Genomic DNA, 20,711 nt, shown 5'->3' on the forward strand with positions numbered 1-20,711 from the left:
GAGCTTGCCAGGCGTGGGGGAGGAGAGTTCAATATGCTGACACGAGGACAGAATATGGGCCAGGAGGGCGCATGGAGGAGCAGATAGAGGTGGGGATCGCCGGGCTGGGCGTCATGGGCGCGGCCATCGCCCGCCGGCTGGTGAAGCAGGGGCGGCCGGTGCGGGTCTACGACATCCGGCCCGACACCGTCGCCGAGCTCTCCTCAGAAGGGGCGCTCGCGGCGCGGTCGCCAGGGCATCTCGCCGGGTCGTCCGTGGTGCTCCTCTCCCTCAACACCGCCGACATCGTCGAGGACGTGGCCTTCGGGCCGGAGGGCGTGCTCGCCGGCGCGCCGGACGGCGTACTGGTGATCGACATGTCCAGCATCGACCCCGAGCGCACGCGCGAGTTCGCCCGGCGCGCCGCGAAGCTCGGCGCTGGCTGGGTGGACGCGCCGCTGTCCGGCGGGGCACCGGGAGCCGCGCGTGGTGAGCTGACCCTGATGCTCGGCGGTGATGACGAGCACGTGGAGCGGGCCCTGCCCGTGCTGGAAGACCTGGCCTCCCGGCTGACTCACCTCGGCCCGGCGGGCTCCGGGCAACTGGCGAAGTCCATCAACCAGGTGCTGGTCGGTTGCGGGTTCGCCGCCCTCGCCGAGGCCGCCGCGCTGGTGCGGGCGGCCGGGCTGCCGGCGCGGCAGGTGCTCGCGGCGCTCTCCGGGGGTAGGGGGGACTCCGCGCTGTTGCAGGAGTTCTTCGTGAAGTTCGCCGAGTTCGATCTCTCGCCGACCGGGAGAGTCAGCAATATGGTCAAAGATCTGGAAGCCGCCCGCGACTACGCGCGCTCGGCCGGCGTGCCGCTGCCGGTCACCTCCGCCGTGGCCGAGCTGCACCGCTGGCTGGCCGCCGCAGGTCACGGCGAGGCCGACAACGCCGCACTGATGCACTACTACGGTCCGACGGAGGCCGGCTCATGAAGGGTTCCGCGTTGTTCGACCTGTCGGGGCGCCGCGCTCTGGTGACGGGGTCCAGCAAGGGCATCGGGGAGGCCCTGGCCACCGGACTGGCCGAGGCGGGCGCCGAGATCGTGCTCAACGGCCGCGACCCCGAGGCGCTGGAGCGCGCACGGGACAGGCTGGTGGAACGCACCGGGGCGAAGGCGCACGCGATGCCCTTCGACGTCACCGACCCGGCGGCCGTGCAGCGGGCGGTCCAGGAGATCGAGCACCGGGTCGGCGCGGTGGACATCCTGGTGAACAACACCGGGATCCAGCACCGTGAGCCGCTGCTCCAGGTGCCGGCGGAGACCTTCGACAGGGTCGTCCACACCAATCTGACCAGTGCCTTCCTCGTCGGACGCGCGGTCGCCGCAGGCATGATCGAGCGAGGTTACGGAAAGATCGTCAATATCTGCTCCGTGCAGAGCTGGCTCGCCCGGCCCGGCATCGCGGCCTACTCCGCGTCCAAGGGCGGCCTGGCGATGCTGACCAAGGGTATGTGCGCGGAATGGGCGGGCTCCGGGGTGACGGTCAATGGGCTCGCCCCCGGATACGTGATCACCGAGCTGACCCGCCCGCTCGTCGACGATCCCCCCTTCGACGCCTGGATCCGGGGCCGCACTCCGGCCGGGCGCTGGGCGTCCGTCGAGGATCTCGTCGGAACGCTGGTGTGGCTCGCGGCACCGGCGTCGGATTTCGTCAACGGCCAGGTCATCGCCGTCGACGGCGGACTGACCGCGGTCATCTGAGGAAGGGTGGGTCAAGACATGACGTCGACGACGACGCGGTCGGCCATGCGCGCGGTGGTGGCGCACGGCGCGGGAGACCTGCGCCTGGAAGAACGCCCCATCCCGGTGCCCGGACCGGGCGAGGTGGCGGTGGACATCAGGTACGGCGGCATCTGCGGCTCCGACCTGCATTACTGGCGGCACGGCGCGGTCGGCGAGTTCCGCTTGCGCGAGCCGCTGATCCTCGGCCACGAGATCGTGGGCCGGGTGCGTGCGGCCGGCCCCGGCGCGCGGCTGTCCCCAGGAACCCCGGTGGCCGTGCACCCGCTGGTGTCGTGCGGGAAATGCCGGCAGTGCCGCGCCGGGCGGCGCAACACGTGCCTGGACACCGGCTACCTCGGGAGCGCCGCCCGCTCCCCCCACGTGCAGGGCGGCTTCGCCGACGTCCTGGTGGCGCCCGCCGAGCGGGTGCTGCCGCTCCCCGAGGGCCTGGATCTGAGGACGGCCGCCGTGGCCGAGCCGGCGGCGGTGGCCTGGCACGCCGTGCGGCAGGCGGGCGATGTGCGCGGCAAACGGGTGCTCGTGACCGGTGCGGGTCCCATCGGCTGCCTGGTGGTCGCGGCGCTGCGGGCGTCCGGCGCCGGCGAGATCGTCGTGACCGACGTGTTCGAGGAGCCGCTGACGGTCGCGAAGGCAGTGGGCGCCACCTCGGTGATCCGCGTCGGTGGGACCCTGGACACCGGCGTGATCGAGGACCTGGCGGCGGACCTCGCCATCGAGTCCTCCGGCACCTCCGCGGGCCTGCGCAGCTGCGTGTACGGGGTGGACCGGGGCGCCACCGTGGTGGGCCTCGGCCTGCTTCCGCCAGGAGACACGCCGGTTCCCGCCAACACGATGATCACTCGGGAGCTTCGGTTCGTCGGCTCTTTTCGCTTCGACACCGAGCTCGGGGAGGTCCTCCAGGCACTGGCCGACGGCCGCCTCGCCGTCGATCCGGTGATCACCTCCGTGCTTCCGGCGGAACGCGCGAACGACGCGTTCGAGCTGGCCGCCGACCCGGCGCGCTCCTGCAAGGTCCTGCTCGGCTTCGCCGATCCCGGCGCGGCGTGACCATGCTGCCCGCCGGTCCGGGTACGCCTGGTGTAAGTCTGAAGATTTCCCTGAAACGGAGCACAACATGACTGGCACGCCCGCATCTCGCCCGCGCGTCGCGGTCTCCCGCGCCGACCTCCCGGGAGACGCCGTCGCCCGCCTGGCCGAGCGCTACGACGTCACCGTGTGGGCGGGGATGGCGCCACCCGTCCCCGCCGAGCTCGCCGACCTGGCCCACGGGTGCGACGCCCTGCTCGCCGTTGGCAACGACCGCATCGGAGGCGAGTTCCTGGACGCGGCCGGGCCGCGGTTGCGCGTCGTGGCGCTGGCGTCGATGGGGTACGACAGCGTCGACGTGGCGGCGGCCGGCGAGCGCGGTGTCGTCGTCACACACACGCCGGACGTGCTGGCCGACACCACCGCCGATGTGGCGATGGCACTGATCCTGATGGCGCGGCGCCGCCTGGTCGCCGGCATGGACGCCATGCGGCGCGGCGAGTGGGGCTCGGCCGCCGTGAACGAGTTCTTCGGCCTGGACGTCCACGGCGCGACCCTCGGGCTGATCGGCTACGGCCAGATCGCCCGCGCCCTGGCTCGCCGGGCGGCCGGGTTCGGCATGCGGGTGCAGCACCATCACCCGAGACGAAAGGAGGACGACGCGCTGTCTCGCTGGGTCCCCTTCGACGAGCTGCTGTCGACCAGCGACGTGGTCTCCATCCACACGCCTCTGACACCTGAGACCTCGGGCATGATCGGCCGCGAGGAGCTGGCCAGGATGAAGCCGACGGCGACTCTGGTCAACACCGCCCGGGGCGGGATCGTCGACGAGGATGCCCTGCTGGCGGCCCTGCGCCGAGGCGAGCTGCACTCGGCGGGACTCGATGTGATGACCGATGAGCCCCGTACGGATCCGGCCGACCCGCTGTTCGCCGAGCCGCGCCTGGTGGTGCTGCCGCACGTGGGCTCGGCGACCGGGGCGACGCGCGCGGCGATGACCGACCTCGCGGCCCGCAACATCGAGGCCGTCCTCGGTGGCGAGGCCGCGCCGACCCCGCTGCCCGGAACCCAGGACCGGCCGGGTCGCTGACCTCGTCTGTCGCGCTGGCGGAACGTCGTTCCAAAAACTGTACAGAGGTACCGCGGCCTGGCTCATCGTTCGTAGTATGGGAGCACAGCGTAATGACAAGAGGAGCCCTCATGATCCAGGCCGTCGGCGCCTCTCTGGCGGAGCAGCCCGAGGAGCGTTCGCTGCGCTCGGTCGAAAGCCGCTCCCCTGCAGTGACCAGGGCGGTCGCGGTGCTGGAGATCCTCTCCAAGAGCAGGCGGCCGCTGTCCGTGACCGAGCTGGCGAGGGCGCTCGACCTGGCGAAGTCCACCGTCGCGAATCTCTGCGCGGCGCTGGAGGACAGCCACATGATCCGCCGCATCGACGGCCGCTGGGCGCTGGATTACAAGGTGCTCGAGCTCGGCCAAGGCTTCCTCGCCGGCACCGACATACTGGGCGAGTTCCGCACGGGCGCCGCCGCGCTTCCCGCGGCCTCGCAGGAGACGCTGCTGCTGGCCACGCTGGACGACCTCGAGGTCGTCTACCTCGCCCGGCACGACGGCAGCCAGCCCGTCCGGCTGGCGAGCGACATCGGGCGGCGCATGCCGGCCGTGGTGACCGCGCTCGGCAAGGCCATGCTCGCCTCTCTTCCCGCGGACGAGCTGGAGCGGCGCCTGGCCCGAGTGCACGAGCTGCCGGCGTTCACGCCCCGTTCCCACCGGAGCATGGACGCTCTGCGCCGTGATCTGGACAGCACTCGCGAGCGCGGCTATTCCGTCGACGACGAGGAAAACACCGAAGGCATCACCTGCGTGGGCGTCGCCGTGCCCGGCGACCGCCCCACTCCCGTGGCGGTCAGCGCGACCCTGCTCACCGTGCGGTTCACCACCCGGCTCCGCGAATCCCTCGTCGAGGACCTCGGCTCGCTCGCGCAGCGCCTGGCCAGGGTCGCCCCCATCTCGTGAGGCCGGTCAGGCGGCGTAGCGCTCGACGCTGACGACCTGCCCGCCCGTCTTGTGCAGCACCGCGAACGCGCCCTTGCGCAGGTGCACGTTCTTGCCGCTCAGCGTCTGGATCAGCTCGGGCAGCACCTTGCCGTGACTGCACACGGCGGCGGGCACCGTGATGTCCCTGACCAGGGCCGGCGTCTTGTGCGGGTCCTGGCTCTCCTCGCTGAGCAGCGGCTCGACCTTGATCTCGCCGTCATAGGCGTCATCGTAGGGTTCTAAGGTCTGCACGCAGCGGGCGCTGGGCGAGCTCATCAGGACCTCGGGCCGGTAGGCGGGCAGCGCGGTGGCCAGGGTGGCTGCCTGGGAGCGGCCGACGGTGTCCAGCGGCCGCAGCGCGTCGTCGCCGGTCCACTCGCTCCTGGAGCCGGCCGAGCCGTGCCGGATGAGGACGAGGGGTACGGTCTCGAGCGGCGCGACCGACAGAGCCCGCAACAGCCCGGCGTCCCATTCGTACGTCAGCAGCGCCTTGGCCTCCTCAAGCGGAAGCCAGCGCAGCTCGTCCACTTCTTCGCCGGGCACGAACCCGTCGTCGGCGACCGCGTGGGCCGTCCAGTAGTCGACCCGCTTGAGCCGGCCCCTGCTGATGTAGTGCACGGGCGGCAGGGCGCGGCCGAGCGCGACGGTCATGCCAGTCTCCTCGCGTACTTCGCGGAGGGAGGCGGCGATCACATGTTCCCCGGTCTTCAGCTTGCCCTTGGGGAAGGTCCAGTCGTCGTAGGCGGGGCGGTGAATGACAGCGACCTGGGGGCTGCTCTCCGCGCCCCTCCAGACCACGGCTCCGGCTGCGCGGAGCAGGTCAGTCATCAACGGTCCTCCAGCGGCGCGTACTGATGAGATGGCTCTGCAGGTCCTCGCCGGGATGGCGGGCCCACGTGCCATCGGAGTTGAGCCACCACACGCTCGTGGTCTCGGCCATGGCCTTGTCCATCAGCTCGATGAGGTAGGCCTTGTGCTGCTGCGACGTCACCTTGACCAGGGCTTCGACGCGGCGATCGATGTTCCTGCGCATGAGGTCGGCGCTGCCGATCCAGATCTCGGGCCGCCGGCCCAGGCCGAACTCGTACACCCGGGAGTGCTCGAGGAAGCGCCCCAGAATTGACCTTACGCGGATATTTTCGGACAGGTCCGGGACGCCCGGCCTGAGGATGCAAATGCCGCGCACCCACAGGTCCACCGGGACTCCCGCCCTGGACGCCCGGTAGAGCGCGTCGATGAGCTGCTCGTCCACCAGCGAGTTGGTCTTGATCCGGATCCTGGCGGGGCGGCCGGCCTGCTGGTGGGCGATCTCCCGCTCGATCCTGGCCAGCAGCCCGGTGCGCATGGAGTGCGGCGCGACCAGCAGCCTGCGGTAGGCGGAGTGGTTGGAGTAGCCGGTCAGGTGGATGAACAGGTCGGTGACGTCCTCGCCGACCAGCGGGTCCGCCGTGAGCAGGCCGAAGTCCTCGTAGTGGCGGGCGGTCTTGGGGTTGTAGTTGCCGGTGCCGATGTGGCAGTAGCGGCGCAGCTCGCCCGAGGCCTCCTGGCGCACGACGAGGGCCAGCTTGCAGTGGGTCTTCAGGCCGACCACGCCGTAGACGACGTGGCAGCCGGCGCGCTCCAGCTTCCTGGCCCAGGAGATGTTGGCGTGCTCGTCGAAGCGGGCCTTGATCTCCACGACCACCACGACCTGCTTGCCGGCCTCGGCCGCGTCGATCAGGGCGTTGACGATGGGGGAGTCGCCGCTGGTCCGGTAGAGGGTCTGCTTGATCGCCAGCACCCTGGGGTCGTCCGCGGCCACCTCGATGAAGCGCTGAACGCTGGTGGCGAAGGAGTCGTACGGGTGGTGCAGCAGCACGTCGCGCTCGCGCAGGACCGCGAAGAGGTCGTCCTCGGCGTTGATCACCTCCGCCGGCACGAAGGGGCGGTAGCTGAGCTCGCCGCGCTCCAGGTCGGCGATGGCGTGCAGGCCCGACAGGTCGAGCGGCCCGGACAGGCGGTAGATCTCATGCGGCGCCAGCTCCAGCTCCTCCACGAGCGGGGCCAGCACCTCAGGCGTGATCGTGTCCTCGACCTCCAGCCGCACCGGCGGGCCGAAGCGCCGCTTGAGCAGCTCCTTCTCCAGGGCCTGCATGAGGTTCTCGGTGACGTCCTCGTCGACGTCGAGGTCCTCGTTCCTGGTGACGCGGAAGGCGTGGTGCTGGAGGATCTCCATGCCCTTGAAGAGCTGGCCCAGGTGGGCTGCGATCACGTCCTCAAGGGGAACGAACCGGTCCTTGGACGCCTGGACGAACCGCGGCAGCTGCGAGGGGACCTTGACCCGGGCGAAGACCGTGTGATCGGTCACCGGGTTGCGTACCAGAACCGCCAGGTTCAGGCTGAGCCCGGAAATATAGGGAAACGGGTGTGCGGGGTCCACGGCCAGCGGCGTCAGGACCGGCCTGATCCGCTCCCTGAACAGCTTGCGCAGCTCCGTGCGCTCCTCGCGGCCCAGATCGTCCCACCGGACGATCTCGATGCCCTCGCCCGCCAGCTCCGGGGAGATCTTGTCGTGGAAGACCGACGCATGCCGCCTGGCCAGCTCGTCCGCGATCGCCGCGATCCTGACCAGCTCCTCGCGCGGCTTCAGCCCGCTCTTGGTCCGCAGCAGCAGGCCCGTCGCCATACGCCGCTTGAGGCCCGCCACCCGTACACGGAAGAACTCGTCCAGGTTGCTCGCGAAGATCGCGAGAAACCGCACCCGCTCGAGCAGCGGAAGTGTGGGGTCTTCGGCCAGTTCCAGCACCCGCTCGTTGAACTGGAGCCAGCTCTCCTCACGGTTGAGGAACCGCTCCTGTGGCAGCGGCAGGTCGTTGGCAGATTGCAGCGGTTCGGCGGACATATGACCTATATTGCCCTTATTGGTTGAACAGAACGTTAACGGAGTAGCAACGACGCGCTCCGGCCGGTCATTCCCGATCGGCCATTCAGGTCATTGTGGCGGCGCGTGCGTGCAAAGCCGTCACTCCGGCTGATCAACCTGCTCAAGACGGGCGGCGCGCTCGGCCAGCCGCGCCTCCCGCTGGCGGATCTTCTCCTCGCGCTCGTGCGCTTTCTCCGCCTCTTTCAAGAGCCGCTCGCGCTCCTTCAGCTCGCGCACCCGGGCCTTTTCGGCCTCTTTGAGCTCGCGCTGGCGGATCTTCTCCGCCTCCTTGGCCTCTTTATCGCGGGCCTTCTCGAACTCGCGCAACTCCTTCTCGCCCGCGCGGGGCTTGGCCGGCGAGGGGAAGAGCTCGCGGCTGACCGCGGTGATGGTGGGGTTGGCGTTGAGCCCGGTCAGGCCGTTCCAGGCCAGGTTGACGAGGTGGGCGGCGACCTCCTCGCGGCCCGGTTTGCGTACGTCCAGCCACCACTGGCCGGTCAGTGCCACCATGCCCACCAGCATCTGCGCGTACATCGGCGCGAGCTTGGGATCGTATCCGCGGGCCGCGAACTCGTCGGCCAGGACGTCCTCGACCTGGCTGGCGATCTCGCTGATCAGGCTCGCGAAGGTGCCGGTGCCCGACGCGGCGTGCGAGTCGCGCACCAGGATGCGGAAGCCCTCGCTGCTTTCCTCGATGTACTGCAGCAACGCCAGCGCGGCGCGCTCCAGCTTGATGAGGGAGTGAGAGGCCGACAGGGCCTCGGTGATCATGGTGAGGAGTTTTTGCATCTCGCGGTCGACCACGACCGCGTAGACGCCCTCCTTGCCACCGAAATGCTCGTATACCACTGGTTTCGACACCTGTGCGGTAGCGGCGATTTCCTCGATAGAGGTCCCGTCGAACCCCTTCTCCGCGAAGAGCGTGCGACTGATGCGGATCAGCTGCTCTCGTCGCTCGCTACCGGACATACGCCTGCGAGATCGGGGTTCGGTCACGGTTTCCATAATGACGGCCACGGATCCATGGCCGTTCATCGGATTATCGTCGTCAGGCAATGCGCTTCGCCGCCAGGCGCTCCGGCGTCGGCCAGCGGACGTCGTACACCCAGCCCAGCTTCTCGAAGATCCTGATCAGGCCGGCGCTCAGGTCGATCTGGCCCTTGAGCGCGCCGTGGCGGGCGCAGGTCGGGTCGGAGTGGTGCAGGTTGTGCCACGACTCGCCGAAGGACGGGATGGCCAGCCACCACACGTTGCGGGACTTGTCGCGCACCTGGAAGTCCTCTTCGCCGAAGACGTGGCAGATGGAGTTGATCGACCAGGTCACGTGGTGCAGCAGGCCGATGCGGACGAGCGTGCCCCAGAACAGCGCGGTCAGCGCGCCCTGCCAGGACCAGGTGATGAGCCCGCCCAGGACGCCGGGCAGCACCATCGAGGCAACGGCGAGCGGGCCGAACCACTTGTGCAGCTTGACCACGTCCTGGTCCTTGCACAGGTCCGGCGCGTACTTCTCCCTGTTGGTGCGCTCGCTCTCGAACAGCCAGCCCATGTGGGCGTAGAGCAGGCCCTTGGCCATGTTCTTGAAACCAGGGCCGAAACGCCACGGCGAGTGCGGGTCGCCCTCCTTGTCGGAGAACTTGTGGTGCTTGCGGTGCGTGGCCACCCAGTCGAGCACCGACATCTCCAGCGACAGGCTGCCGGCGATGCCGAGTGCGATCTTCAGCGGCCGCTTGGCCTTGAAGGAGCCGTGCGTGAAGTAGCGGTGCAGCCCCACGGTGACGCCGAGTCCCGAAACCATGTAGAAGACGAACGCGATCGCGATGTCCGTCCAGCCGAGACCCCATCCCCATGCGAGCGGCACGGCAGCGGCGATCGCGACCAAGGGCAGTCCGACGACCAGACCGAAGATGATCAGTTCTGCGCGGGATTTCGGCTCGGGTTCGAAGTCGGGCTTTGGGGTGGGTGCGGAGCGCTCGGCGAGAACGGTCATGGGCGACCTCCAACGACATGTATGAGAATGAATGTCCTGGCTACGCAACCGTAACCTACGCCATCGTAAGTAAGGAAGACCTAAGCAAGTATGTGGGGAATGTGACGGGTCGCCCGCGCAAGGTGAGCGGGTTCGTGCCTTGCTGCTTTAGGGACGGTCTGTTAAGGGGCGTTACCGCCGTCACCTGCGGAGTTCCGGCACGGAGGTAATTACGGGCGCGCGCCGGGGTCCGGGCTCTGTATCGTAGGGGGGTGTCGGACGTCACGTGTCCGATCTATCCCGGATCGTCTAATCGGCAGGACAAGTGGTTTTGGTCCACTTTGTAGGGGTTCGAGTCCTCTTCCGGGAGCCTTGAGGTCCTCCCCGAGAGAGAATGTTCCGGGTGCGGCCAGGTATCCTCACGGTGTCGGGAGGGTAGCGGTGCGGTAGCCGTACCAAATGCCCTGATCCGTCCAGTCACAGGGAGCCTCAGTCCGTGAGTGTGCCGCGCCCGGCAGCTGTCATCGTCCTCGCCGCGGGCGAGGGCACCCGGATGAAGAGCCGGACCCCGAAAGTCCTGCACGAGTTGTGCGGTCGCGCTCTGGTGGACCACATGCTCGCCGCCGCCCGTGACCTGGGGCCCGAGCGCCTCATCGTCGTCATCGGGCATGCGCTCGAGCAGGTCGGCGGCCACCTGGCCGCCACCAGCCCCGACGCGCGAGCCGTCGTCCAGCAGGAGCAGCGCGGCACCGGCCACGCGGTCCGCACCGTGCTCGAGGAGGTCGGCACGATCTCCGGCACGGTGCTGGTCACCTACGGCGACGTGCCGCTCCTGCGCACCCAGACCCTCGCCGCGCTGCTCGAACGGCACGCCGCCGAGGGCAACGCGGTCACCGTGCTGACTGCCGAGGTGCCCGATCCGACCGGCTATGGGCGGATCATCCGCGACGGGAACGGCGCCGTCCTGGAGATCGTCGAGGAGAAGGACGCCACGCCGGAGCAGCGTGCCATCAAGGAGATGAACTCCGGCATCTACGCCTTCGACGGCGAACTGCTCGCCGACGGCGTCAAGCGCGTGTCCACCGACAACGTCCAGGGCGAGGAATACCTCACCGACGTCCTGGGCATCCTGCGCGGTGACGGTCACCGGGTCGGCGCCTGCGTGGCCGGCGACCACGTCGAGGTCGAGGGCGTCAACGACCGCGTGCAGCTCGCCGCCGCCCGCAAGGTGCTCAACCGGCGCCTGCTGGAGGATCACATGCGGGCCGGCGTCACGATCATCGACCCGGCCAGCACCTGGATCGACGTGGGCGTGCGGATCGCGCCCGACGCCGTCATCCACCCCGGCACGCAGCTGCACGGCGACACCGTCATCGAGACCGGCGCCGAGGTCGGCCCGGCCACCACGCTGACCGGCACCCGGGTGGGCGAGCGGGCCGTCGTGCGCAACGCCGTCTGCGACAGCGCCGAGATCGGCCCCGAGGCCAACGTCGGCCCGTACGCTTACCTGCGGCCCGGCACCGTGCTGGGGCGCAAGTCCAAGGCCGGCACGTTCGTCGAGATGAAGAACGCGAAGGTCGGCGACCGCTCGAAGGTGCCGCACCTGACCTACGCGGGCGACGCCACGATCGGCGAGGACGCCAACATCGGCGCCGCCACCGTCTTCGTCAACTACGACGGGGTCAACAAACACCACACCACCGTGGGCGACGGCGTATTCGTCGGCTGCGACACCATGCTCGTCGCCCCGGTGACCGTCAACGACGGCGCCTACACGGCGGCGGGCTCGGTGATCGTGGACGAGGTGCCCCCCGGCGCCATGGGAGTGGCGCGGGCACGGCAGCGCAACATTGAGAAATGGGTCTTGCGCAGGCGCGCGGGCACGAAGTCGGCCGCGGCCGCCGAGCGGGCGCTGGCGCGGCAAGAGCAGCAGGAGAAAGAACAGTGACCAGCATTAAGCAGCCTGGAGAGAAGAACCTCATGCTCTTCTCCGGGCGGGCCCACCCGGAGCTGGCGGAGGAGGTCGCCCGGCACGTCGGCGTCTCACTCACTCCGACCAAGCTGGTCGATTTCGCCAACGGCGAGATCTACGTCCGCTTCATGGAGTCCGTACGCGGCTGCGACGCCTTCGTGATCCAGAGCCACACCGGGCCCATCAACAAGTGGATCATGGAACAGCTCATCATGGTCGACGCGCTGAAGCGGGCCTCCGCCAAGCGCATCACCGTGGTCATGCCGTTCTTCGGCTACGCCCGCCAGGACAAGAAGGGCCGCGGCCGCGAGCCCATCACGGCCCGGCTGATGGCCGACATGTTCAAGACCGCGGGGGCCGACCGGCTCATGTCGATCGACCTGCACACCTCGCAGATCCAGGGCTTCTTCGACGGGCCGGTGGACCACCTGTTCGCCATGCCGGTCCTGGAGCGCTACCTCAAGAACAAGCTGGACCTGGAGCACACCACCGTCGTCTCGCCCGACACAGGCCGCGTCCGCCTGTCGGAGCGCTGGGCGGACACGCTTGGCACGCCGATGGCGTTCATCCACAAGCGCCGCGACCTCGACGTGGCCAACCAGGTGAAGGTCAACGAGGTGGTCGGAGACGTACGCGGGCGCACCTGCGTGGTGATCGACGACATGATCGACACCGCGGGGACGATCTGCAAGGCCGCCGACGCCCTCTACGAGCAGGGCGCCACCAACGTGATCACCGCAGCCACCCACGCGGTCTTCTCCGACCCGGCCGTGGATCGGCTGAAGAACTCCAGGATCTCCGAGGTCATCGTCACCAACACGCTGCCGTTGGCGCAGGCCAGCAGGTTCGACAAGCTGACGGTCCTGTCCATCGCGCCGCTCATCGCCCGGGCCATCACCGAGATCTTCAACGACGGCTCGGTGACGAGCTTGTTCGAGGGTGACACCTGACGCCTATAGAATGAACAGGTTGCGCTCGTAACGCCTTCCGCTAGGGCGGGTGAGGGAGAGCGCACCACACCGATCCCCGATGCATCCCTAGGAGATGGCATGTCTGAAGTACGTATCGCCGCCGAGTCCCGCACCGTGTTCGGCAAGGGCGCCGCTCGCAAGATCCGCCGCGCCAACAAGGTGCCTGCCGTTCTCTACGGGCACGGCATCGACCCCAAGCACCTGAGCCTGCCCGGCCACGAGGTGCTGCTCGCGCTCCGCACGCCCAACGTGCTGATCCGCCTCGAGGGTGACGGCGTGGACGAGCTGGCCCTGCCCAAGGGCGTGCAGCGCGACCCGATCAAGGGCTTCGTCGAGCACGTCGACCTGCTCCTGGTCAAGCGCGGCGAGAAGGTCACCGTCGAGATCCCGGTCACCACCGTCGGCGACGTGCACTCCGACGGCCTGCTCGACCAGCAGCTCGTCCAGGTCGCCGTGGAGGCCGAGGCCACCCACATCCCGACCGGCGTCGAGGTCAACGTCGAGGGCCTGGAGGTCGGCACCGCCATCACCGCCGCCCAGCTCCAGCTCCCGCAGGGCGCCACGCTGGTCGCCGGCCCCGAGACCGTCATCCTCCAGGTCATCGCCAAGCCGGTCGAGGCTGCGGAGGAGGCCGCCGAGGGCGAGGTCGCCGTGGCCGCCGCCGAGGGCGAGACCGCCGAGGCCCCGGCCGAATAACCACCGTGAACGGGGCGGCCGGCACACGGCCGCCCCGTTTTCGCGATTAAAGGGAAGCGCATGGACCGCTGGCTGATCGCCGGACTGGGCAACCCGGGGCCCGAATACGCCGGCAACCGGCACAACGCCGGATTCATGGTGCTCGACGAGCTGGCCGCCAGGGCGGGCGGGCGGTTCAAGGCGCACAAGAGCCGGGCCGAGGTGTGCGAGACCCGTGCCGCCATCCTGGCCAAGCCGCTGACGTACATGAACCTGTCCGGCGGGCCCGTCAAGGCGCTCGCCGACTTCTACAAGATCGGCCCGGACCGGCTGATCGTCGTGCACGACGAGCTCGACGTGCCCTATGGGGCATTGCGCGCCAAGCTCGGCGGCGGCGACAACGGCCACAACGGTCTCAAGTCGATCACCAAGGTCCTGGGCACCCGCGACTACCTGCGGGTCCGGTTCGGCATCGGGCGCCCGCCCGGCCGCATGGACGCCGCCACCTTCGTGCTGAGGGACTTCGCCACCGCCGACCGCAAGGACCTGCCTTTTCTCGTCGACCGGGCGGCCGACGTCGTGGAATCGCTGATGGCCCGCGGCCTCGAAGCCACGCAGAACGAGTACCACCGGGCTGATCTGCACATTTCCGGCCCTCCTCGCTGATCACCGCATAGGTCCTTTCGCCGGTGCTCCGCTTGTCGTGTCGCTACGATCGGTGACTGTCCGCTCATGAATGGTCACAGTGGAGGCGTGCGTGCGCGGTGGGGGACTCATGACCGTCGGCCATGTGGTCTCATGGCGAGTCGGCCCCCGCACGCCTGCCTGGATTCGCTCCTATCGCCTGTGCGCCGTCGCGGCCGACCTGTGCGGCGCCGGCATCGGGTCCGCCGTCGCCTTCTTCGTGCGCTTCGGCGGGCTCACTCCCTACGCGCTTCCCTACCTGCTGGTCAGCTTGGCGCTGCCGGTGCTGTGGACGTGCGCGGTGGCGCTCAACCGGGCCTATGAGCCGCGCCTGATCGGCGTCGGCTCCGAGGAGTTCCGCAGGATCCTGCAGTGCGGCGTGGCGCTCACCGCCGGCACCGCCATCGGGTCCTATCTGACCAAGACCGACGTCGCCCGCGGCTACGTCGTGCTCGCGCTGCCCCTGGTGACGCTGCTCACGCTGGTCTTCAGGCACGCGTTGCGCAGCGCGCTGCACCGGCGCAGGGCGGTCGGCGCCTGCATGCGCAAGGTGGTCGCGGCGGGTCACGCGGCCTCGATCGCCGAGCTGGTCGAGTTGTTCCGCAGGGAGCGTTACCACGGCATGGAGGTCGTGGCGGCCTGCGTGCCGGTGGCCGCGCCCGGGGAGTGGGTGGCCGGAGTGCCGGTGGTCGGCGACCTCGGCGACGTGCCGCTCGCGGTGGCACAGCTCGACGCCGACACCGTGGCCGTGCTGGCCTGCCCCGAGATGGACGGGCAGGCGCTGCGGCGGCTGGCCTGGCGGCTGGAACGCACGCACACCGAGCTCGTGGTCGCCCCCGCGCTGATGGACGTGGCCGGGCCGCGCACCACGATCAGGCCCGCCGCCGGGCTGCCGCTCCTCCATGTGGAGCATCCCGAGCTGGCCGGGGCCAGGCAGCTGATCAAGAACGTCTTCGACCGGCTGGTCGCCGTCGCGCTGCTGGTGCTGCTCGCGCCGGTGCTGGCCGGGCTGGCGGCGGCCGTGCGCATGACGAGCCCCGGACCCGCGTTGTTCAGGCAGACCCGGGTGGGCAGGGACGGCAAACCGTTCACGATCCTGAAGTTCCGCACCATGCGGCGCGGCTCGGAGCAGCAGAAGATCACCTTGGTCAGCGACCGTGACGGGGTGCTGTTCAAGATCCGGAACGATCCACGCGTCACGCCGCTCGGCATGCGGATGCGCCGCCACTCGCTCGACGAGCTGCCCCAGCTCATCAACGTCGTGCTCGGCCACATGTCGCTGGTAGGGCCCAGGCCGCCGTTGCCGGAGGAGGTCGCGCGCTACGGTGACGACGTGCGCAGACGGCTCCTCGTACGTCCTGGGCTGACCGGGCTGTGGCAGGTCAGTGGTAGATCTGACCTATCTTGGGAGGAATCCGTACGTCTCGATCTGCGTTACGTGGAGAACTGGTCCCTCACGCTGGACTTGCAGATCCTGTGGAAGACTTGGTCGGCTGTCGCCCGCGGGCAAGGAGCATATTGATGACGATTCGCGACGACCACGCGCTCGCCGCTGACCTGGCGAGCGATGCGGGCGAGCGGCTGCTGCGGATAAGGGAGCGCTTGGGGTTCGGCGACGCGCCCGCGCTCAAGGCGGAAGGCGATCGGGCCTCCCACGTCTTTCTGATGGAGTCCCTGGCCCGGCTGCGGCCCTCCGACAGCGTGTTGTCGGAGGAGGCCACCCGCGAGGAACGGCTCGACCCACGCAGGCTGGCGGCGGACCGGGTGTGGATCGTGGATCCCCTCGACGGCACGCGCGAGTTCGCGGAGCGGCGAGTAGGCCCCGGAAGCGGCAGCTTGCGTAACCAAGACGGGGCCGTAGGGAGCGCGACCATAAGCGCGGAGGAGGGCCGGGCGGACTGGGCCGTGCACGTGGCGTTGTGGGAGCGTGGGCAGCTGACCGCGGGCGCCGTGGCGTTGCCCGCCCAGGGCCGCACGCTGAGCACCGCCGAGCCGCCCAAGCCGCCCGCTTACGACGGAGGCCGCTTCCGCATCGCGGTCAGCCGCACCAGGCCGCCCGAGTTCGTCCAGAAATTGGCCTACCTTGCGGGCGCCGACCTCGTGCCGATCGGCTCGGCGGGGGCGAAGATCTCCGCGGTGCTCACCGGCGAGGTCGAGGCATACGTGCACGCCGGCGGCCAGTATGAGTGGGATTCCGCCGCGCCCGTCGCCGTCGCACTGGCCGCCGGGGCCCACGCGAGCCGAATCGACGGCTCGCAGCTCACCTATAACCAAGCCGACCCGTCACTACCAGATATTCTGGTTTCCCTACCGGAGCTGGCGGCATCTCTGCTCGCCGGCATTCGGGACCTGCACCGCTGAAACGCCGGAGGAAGCACCCATGCTCCAGCGCGACTACACCACGTCGCAGCTTGACGTGCTCGAAGCCGAGGCCATCCACATCATGCGAGAGGTGGCGGCCGAGTTCGAGCGTCCGTGTCTGCTCTTCTCCGGAGGCAAGGACTCGATCGTCATGCTCCGCATCGCGGAGAAGGCGTTCTGGCCCGCGCCGATTCCGTTCCCCCTCATGCATGTGGACACCAGCCACAACTTCGACGAGGTCATCGAGTTCCGCGACCGCCGATCGGCGGAGCTGGGCGCGCGCCTGATCGTGGCCAGTGTCCAGGACTCCATCGACCAGGGCCGGGTCGTGGAGGAGACGGGGCGGCGCGCCTCGCGTAACCGGCTGCAGACCACCACGCTGCTGGACGCGATCGAGGAGCACGAGTTCGACGCCGTGTTCGGCGGCGCGCGCCGCGACGAGGAGAAGGCCCGCGCCAAGGAGCGCGTGTTCTCCTTCCGCGACGACTTCGGTCAGTGGGACCCGAAGAACCAGCGCCCCGAGTTGTGGAACCTTTACAACGCGCGCATCCGCAAGGGCGAGCACATCCGCGTCTTCCCGCTGTCCAACTGGACCGAGCTCGACGTCTGGGACTACATCAGGCGCGAGGGCATCGAGATCCCCTCCATCTACTTCGCCCACACCCGCAAGGTGTTCGAGCGTGACGGCATGCTGCTGCCCGACTCCGACGTGGTGCAGCGCGGGGACGACGAGCCGCTGTTCGAGGCCGTCGTCCGTTACCGGACCGTGGGTGACATGACCTGCACCGGCGCCGTGCAGTCCACGGCCGCCACGGTCGAGGAGATCATCGAGGAGATCGCGGTCACCCGGATCACCGAGCGCGGGGCCACCAGGGCCGACGACCGCTCGTCCGAGGCCGCCATGGAAGACCGGAAACGAGAGGGCTACTTCTAATGCCGACCGTCCGTACCAGTTCCGGTTCACCCTGGAGGACCGGCTGTGTCTACTTCAAGGGCTACTTCTAAAATGGACATTCTTCGCTTTGCCACGGCGGGAAGCGTCGACGACGGCAAGTCCACCCTCATCGGACGGTTGCTCTACGACTCCAAGGCGATCTTCGAGGACCAGCTCGAAGCCGTCGAGCGGACCTCACGTGACCGCGGCACCGAATACACCGACCTGTCGCTGCTGACCGACGGGCTGCGGGCCGAGCGCGAGCAGGGCATCACGATCGACGTGGCATACCGCTATTTCGCGACGCCGCGCCGGAAGTTCATCATCGCGGACACGCCGGGGCACATTCAGTACACCCGCAACATGGTCACCGGCGCCTCCACGGCCGACCTGGCGATCATCCTCATCGACGCCCGCAAGGGCGTGCTGGAGCAGTCGCGCCGGCACGCGTTCCTGACCTCGCTGCTGCGGGTCCCGCACCTGGTGCTGGCCGTCAACAAGATGGACCTGGTGGACTACTCGCAGGAGCGGTTCGAGGAGATCAGGGAGGAGTTCACGGCGTTCGCCTCCAAGCTCAACGTCTCCGACCTGACGTTCATCCCGATCTCCGCGCTCAACGGCGACAACGTGGTCTCCCGCTCGGAGAACATGCCCTGGTATCTCGGCACGTCGCTGCTGCACCACCTGGAGAACGTGCACATCGCCTCCGACCGCAACCTGACCGACGTGCGCTTCCCCGTGCAATACGTCATCCGCCCGCAGCGCGCCACCGAGCACGCCTTCCATGACTACCGCGGCTACGCCGGGCAGGTGGCGGGCGGCGTGCTGAAGCCGGGTGACGAGGTGGTGCACCTGCCGTCGGGCCTGACCACGCGGATCGCCTCGATCGACACGTTCGACGGCCCGGTGGAGGAGGCGTTCCCGCCCATGTCGGTGACGTTGCGTTTCGAGGACGACCTCGACATCTCGCGCGGCGACATGATCGCCCGGCCCAACAACCAGCCGAACGTGGCGCAGGAGCTGGAGGCGATGGTCTGCTGGATGGGCGACGGGGTCAAGCTGACGCCGCGCTCCAAGCTGACCATCAAGCACACCACCCGTACGGCCCGCGCCCTCGTCCGCGACCTGCACTACCGGCTCGACGTCAACACCCTGCACCGGGACGAGGAGGCGACCTCGCTCGGCCTCAACGAGATCGGGCGGGTGTCGTTGCGCGTCACGCAGCCGCTGTTCGTGGACGACTACGGACGTAACCGGCTCACGGGCGGCTTCATCCTGGTGGACGAGGCCACGAACAGCACGGTCGGCGCCGGCATGATCATGGACGGCCGCTGAACGGTAGATCTTTTCGCTCTTCCCTTACCCGCTGATTACTCTCCGCGTTAGGGTTCTCGCGTTCCGTATTCGCGACGCGAAAGCCCTTCTCCGTGACCGACCGCGCTATCACCACCCGGGTGATCTACTTGGGCGGTTTGGGCCGTAGTGGCACCACTCTGCTCGAGAGGCTCCTTGGCGAGCTGCCCGGCGTGGTCGCGCTTGGGGAGGTAGTGCACCTGTGGGAGCGGGGAGTCCTGGCGATGGAACCCTGCGGGTGTGGCGAGCCCTTCCCCGCCTGCGCCTTCTGGCGCCAGGTGGGGGAGCGTGCGTTCGGTGGCTGGGCGAGCGTGACGGCCAACCGGGTCCTGATGCTCAGGCGCCGGGTCGACCGCACCCGCAGGATCGTCCGCATCGCCCACCGGGACCTGGCCGAATACGTGCAGGCCTACCGGCTGGTTTACGCCGCCACCGGCGCCCGCGTCGTGATCGACTCCAGCAAGCACGCCTCCCTCGCCTGGTGTCTGGTGACGAGCGGCGTGGACGTCCACGTGGTCCATGTGGTCAGGGATCCGCGTGCCGTCGCCTACTCCTGGGGCAAGACCGTGGCGCGGCCTGAAGACGGGCAGCCGATGACCCGCTGGGGGCCCGCCCGCACGGCGCTGCAGTGGAGCGCGCAGAATGCCGCGCTGGAGCTGCTCGCGCGGCGCGGGGCCCGCGTGACGACGGTCCGCTACGAGGATCTGCTCGCCGCCCCTGAGCGCACGCTCACGGGGCTGGTCCGCGAGCTCGGGCTGTCCGGCGTCCCCGAGCTCCCGTTCGTCGACGGCCACGCCGTCTGGCTGGGGCCGTCGCACACGGTGTCCGGCAATCCGATGCGGTTCCACGTGGGGTGGGTGGAGCTGCGGCGAGACGACTCCTGGGCGACGGGGCTGGGCGATGGTGACCGGCGGGTGGTCAACGCGCTGACGTGGCCGCTCAGGGCCAGATACGGGTACGGGAGGGCGGCGGGGTGACGCGGCTGCCATCCGTGGGCGTGGTGATCCCCACGCGCGGCGACCGTCCCGGGCCGTTGCGCGAGGCCGTTGAGGCCGTGCTGGCTCAGGACTATGAGGGGGAGCTGGCGCTGGTCGTCGTGTCGGACACCACGACGACACAAGGTGTGGCGCCTGCGGACGCGACGGCTCCTGATGTGGCGTCTTCGGGCGCGGCGGGGCTTGGTGTGGCGGCTGTGGGTACGGCGGGACTTGATGTGGCGGCTGCGGGCCGGGCGGCTCCTGGGGTGGCGTCTGTGGACGCGGCGACTCTGGGGTTGGCGCGTGGCGATGCGGCGGTTGTCGTCCTGCCGAACACGCGCACCCCAGGCCTCCCGGGTGCCCGTAACACCGGCATCGCCGCCTGTGACACCGATCTCGTGGCCTTCTGCGACGACGACGACGTCTGGCTGCCGGGCAAGCTCACGGCCCAAGTGCGCGCGCTGCGGGACGCCGGTGGTGAGTTCGCCAGCTGCGGCATCGAGGTCGCCTACGGCCACCGCCGCGTGGCCCGGCTCGCCGGCGCCGAGTCCATCACCGCAGAGGATCTTCTGCGGTCGCGCATGGTGATGGTCCACTCATCGACGTTCCTGTTCGTGCGTGGCGCGCTGTGGGTCGACGAGAGCGCGCCCGCCGGACAGAACGAGGACTGGGATCTGGCGCTGCGAGCGGCCAAGCGGCGGCCGATCGCGCACGTCGACCGGCCGCTTGTGCAGGTGCGCTGGGGCGGGTCCCACTACGTCGCCCGCTGGGCGGACCGCATTGCCGGGCTCGACTGGATGCTCGCCCGGTACCCCGAACTGGCCGTGGACCCGCGCGGCGCGGCACGGGTCTACGGCCAGCTGGCCTTCAGCCACGCCGCCTTGGGACGCCGGCGCGAGGCCGCGCGCTGGGCCCTGCGCACGTTCGCGGCCCGGGCCGCCGAGCCACGGGCGCCGATCGCCCTGGCGGTGGCCGCCGGCCTCGTCTCGGCGCCGACCGTGCTGTCGATGTTGCACAACCGGGGACACGGGATTTGACCTCGCCGTACACAGGGATCGGGCCATCGACCCCAGCCCCTTCGTCGGCTT

General features: G+C 69.4%; 19 protein-coding genes and 1 tRNA gene. 16 read left to right on the forward strand and 4 right to left on the reverse strand.

Going from position 1 to position 20,711, the window contains the following annotated elements; all coding sequences use genetic code 11:
* Nucleotides 1-71 precede the first annotated feature (71 nt).
* From ACTWQA_RS19650 to ACTWQA_RS19670, 5 genes are all read left to right on the forward strand, one after another.
* Entirely contained in the window at nt 72-956 is an 885-nt protein-coding gene (locus ACTWQA_RS19650) for an NAD(P)-dependent oxidoreductase (RefSeq protein WP_443160633.1), read from the forward strand.
* On the forward strand, nt 953-1,726 hold the full coding sequence (locus ACTWQA_RS19655) for an SDR family oxidoreductase (RefSeq protein ID WP_443160634.1): 774 nt from the start codon (nt 953-955) through the stop codon (nt 1,724-1,726). Before ACTWQA_RS19650 ends, ACTWQA_RS19655 begins: the two co-directional genes overlap by 4 nt.
* An 18-nt stretch (nt 1,727-1,744) precedes the next feature.
* Complete coding sequence (locus tag ACTWQA_RS19660; RefSeq protein ID WP_443160635.1) at nt 1,745-2,815, forward strand: L-idonate 5-dehydrogenase; 1,071 nt, start codon at nt 1,745-1,747, stop codon at nt 2,813-2,815.
* Nucleotides 2,816-2,882: 67 nt separating this feature from the next.
* Nucleotides 2,883-3,884 (forward strand): 2-hydroxyacid dehydrogenase, encoded by a 1,002-nt coding sequence (locus ACTWQA_RS19665; RefSeq protein ID WP_443160636.1) that lies wholly within the window; start codon nt 2,883-2,885, stop codon nt 3,882-3,884.
* A 110-nt stretch (nt 3,885-3,994) separates the two neighbouring features.
* Nucleotides 3,995-4,807: an IclR family transcriptional regulator gene (locus ACTWQA_RS19670; RefSeq protein ID WP_327588722.1), complete on the forward strand. Its 813-nt coding sequence runs from the start codon at nt 3,995-3,997 to the stop codon at nt 4,805-4,807.
* 6 nt (nt 4,808-4,813) lie between these two features.
* On the opposite strand, the gene ACTWQA_RS19675 is transcribed toward ACTWQA_RS19670, so the two are convergent.
* The 4 genes from ACTWQA_RS19675 to ACTWQA_RS19690 form a co-directional block, all read right to left on the reverse strand.
* On the reverse strand, nt 4,814-5,656 hold the full coding sequence (locus tag ACTWQA_RS19675; RefSeq protein ID WP_443160637.1) for an NUDIX hydrolase: 843 nt from the start codon (nt 5,654-5,656) through the stop codon (nt 4,814-4,816).
* Nucleotides 5,649-7,709: an RNA degradosome polyphosphate kinase gene (locus tag ACTWQA_RS19680; protein ID WP_443160638.1), complete on the reverse strand. Its 2,061-nt coding sequence runs from the start codon at nt 7,707-7,709 to the stop codon at nt 5,649-5,651. The genes ACTWQA_RS19675 and ACTWQA_RS19680 overlap by 8 nt, the downstream gene beginning before the upstream one ends.
* Before the next feature lie 120 nt (nt 7,710-7,829).
* A complete protein-coding gene (locus tag ACTWQA_RS19685; protein WP_443160830.1) occupies nt 7,830-8,735 on the reverse strand; it encodes a TetR family transcriptional regulator in 906 nt (301 codons plus the stop codon).
* Nucleotides 8,736-8,778: 43 nt separating this feature from the next.
* Nucleotides 8,779-9,717, reverse strand: coding sequence for an acyl-CoA desaturase (locus ACTWQA_RS19690; protein ID WP_443160639.1), 939 nt, complete (start codon nt 9,715-9,717; stop codon nt 8,779-8,781).
* A 277-nt stretch (nt 9,718-9,994) separates the two neighbouring features.
* Between ACTWQA_RS19690 and ACTWQA_RS19695 the strand changes: the two genes are divergently transcribed.
* The 11 genes from ACTWQA_RS19695 (at nt 9,995) to ACTWQA_RS19745 (ending at nt 20,660) form a co-directional block, all read left to right on the forward strand.
* Nucleotides 9,995-10,066 (forward strand) — tRNA-Gln (locus tag ACTWQA_RS19695).
* Between the two features lie 126 nt (nt 10,067-10,192).
* A complete protein-coding gene (gene glmU, locus ACTWQA_RS19700; protein ID WP_443160640.1) occupies nt 10,193-11,644 on the forward strand; it encodes a bifunctional UDP-N-acetylglucosamine diphosphorylase/glucosamine-1-phosphate N-acetyltransferase GlmU in 1,452 nt (483 codons plus the stop codon).
* Nucleotides 11,641-12,618, forward strand: coding sequence for a ribose-phosphate diphosphokinase (locus ACTWQA_RS19705; protein WP_305921066.1), 978 nt, complete (start codon nt 11,641-11,643; stop codon nt 12,616-12,618). The genes glmU and ACTWQA_RS19705 overlap by 4 nt, the downstream gene beginning before the upstream one ends.
* 99 nt (nt 12,619-12,717) lie before the next feature.
* Entirely contained in the window at nt 12,718-13,335 is a 618-nt protein-coding gene (locus ACTWQA_RS19710) for a 50S ribosomal protein L25/general stress protein Ctc (RefSeq protein ID WP_443160641.1), read from the forward strand.
* A 60-nt stretch (nt 13,336-13,395) separates the two neighbouring features.
* Nucleotides 13,396-13,980, forward strand: a complete 585-nt coding sequence (pth, locus tag ACTWQA_RS19715; protein ID WP_443160642.1) for an aminoacyl-tRNA hydrolase — start codon at nt 13,396-13,398, stop codon at nt 13,978-13,980.
* 109 nt (nt 13,981-14,089) lie between these two features.
* Nucleotides 14,090-15,520, forward strand: a complete 1,431-nt coding sequence (locus tag ACTWQA_RS19720) for a sugar transferase (protein ID WP_443160643.1) — start codon at nt 14,090-14,092, stop codon at nt 15,518-15,520.
* Nucleotides 15,520-16,359: a 3'(2'),5'-bisphosphate nucleotidase CysQ gene (locus ACTWQA_RS19725; RefSeq protein ID WP_443160644.1), complete on the forward strand. Its 840-nt coding sequence runs from the start codon at nt 15,520-15,522 to the stop codon at nt 16,357-16,359. Before ACTWQA_RS19720 ends, ACTWQA_RS19725 begins: the two co-directional genes overlap by 1 nt.
* A gap of 19 nt (nt 16,360-16,378) precedes the next feature.
* Nucleotides 16,379-17,293, forward strand: a complete 915-nt coding sequence (gene cysD, locus ACTWQA_RS19730; protein ID WP_327588732.1) for a sulfate adenylyltransferase subunit CysD — start codon at nt 16,379-16,381, stop codon at nt 17,291-17,293.
* A gap of 45 nt (nt 17,294-17,338) precedes the next feature.
* Entirely contained in the window at nt 17,339-18,628 is a 1,290-nt protein-coding gene (cysN, locus tag ACTWQA_RS19735; protein WP_327588733.1) for a sulfate adenylyltransferase subunit CysN, read from the forward strand.
* Nucleotides 18,629-18,720: 92 nt separating this feature from the next.
* The gene (locus ACTWQA_RS19740) at nt 18,721-19,623 is read left to right on the forward strand and encodes a sulfotransferase (protein ID WP_443160645.1); all 903 of its coding nucleotides are present in this window, start codon (nt 18,721-18,723) and stop codon (nt 19,621-19,623) included.
* Nucleotides 19,620-20,660, forward strand: a complete 1,041-nt coding sequence (locus ACTWQA_RS19745) for a glycosyltransferase family 2 protein (protein ID WP_443160646.1) — start codon at nt 19,620-19,622, stop codon at nt 20,658-20,660. The genes ACTWQA_RS19740 and ACTWQA_RS19745 overlap by 4 nt, the downstream gene beginning before the upstream one ends.
* Nucleotides 20,661-20,711 lie beyond the last annotated feature (51 nt).

Origin of the sequence: Nonomuraea sp. 10N515B, from assembly GCF_052245915.1 — a bacterium.
GTDB lineage: Bacteria > Actinomycetota > Actinomycetes > Streptosporangiales > Streptosporangiaceae > Nonomuraea.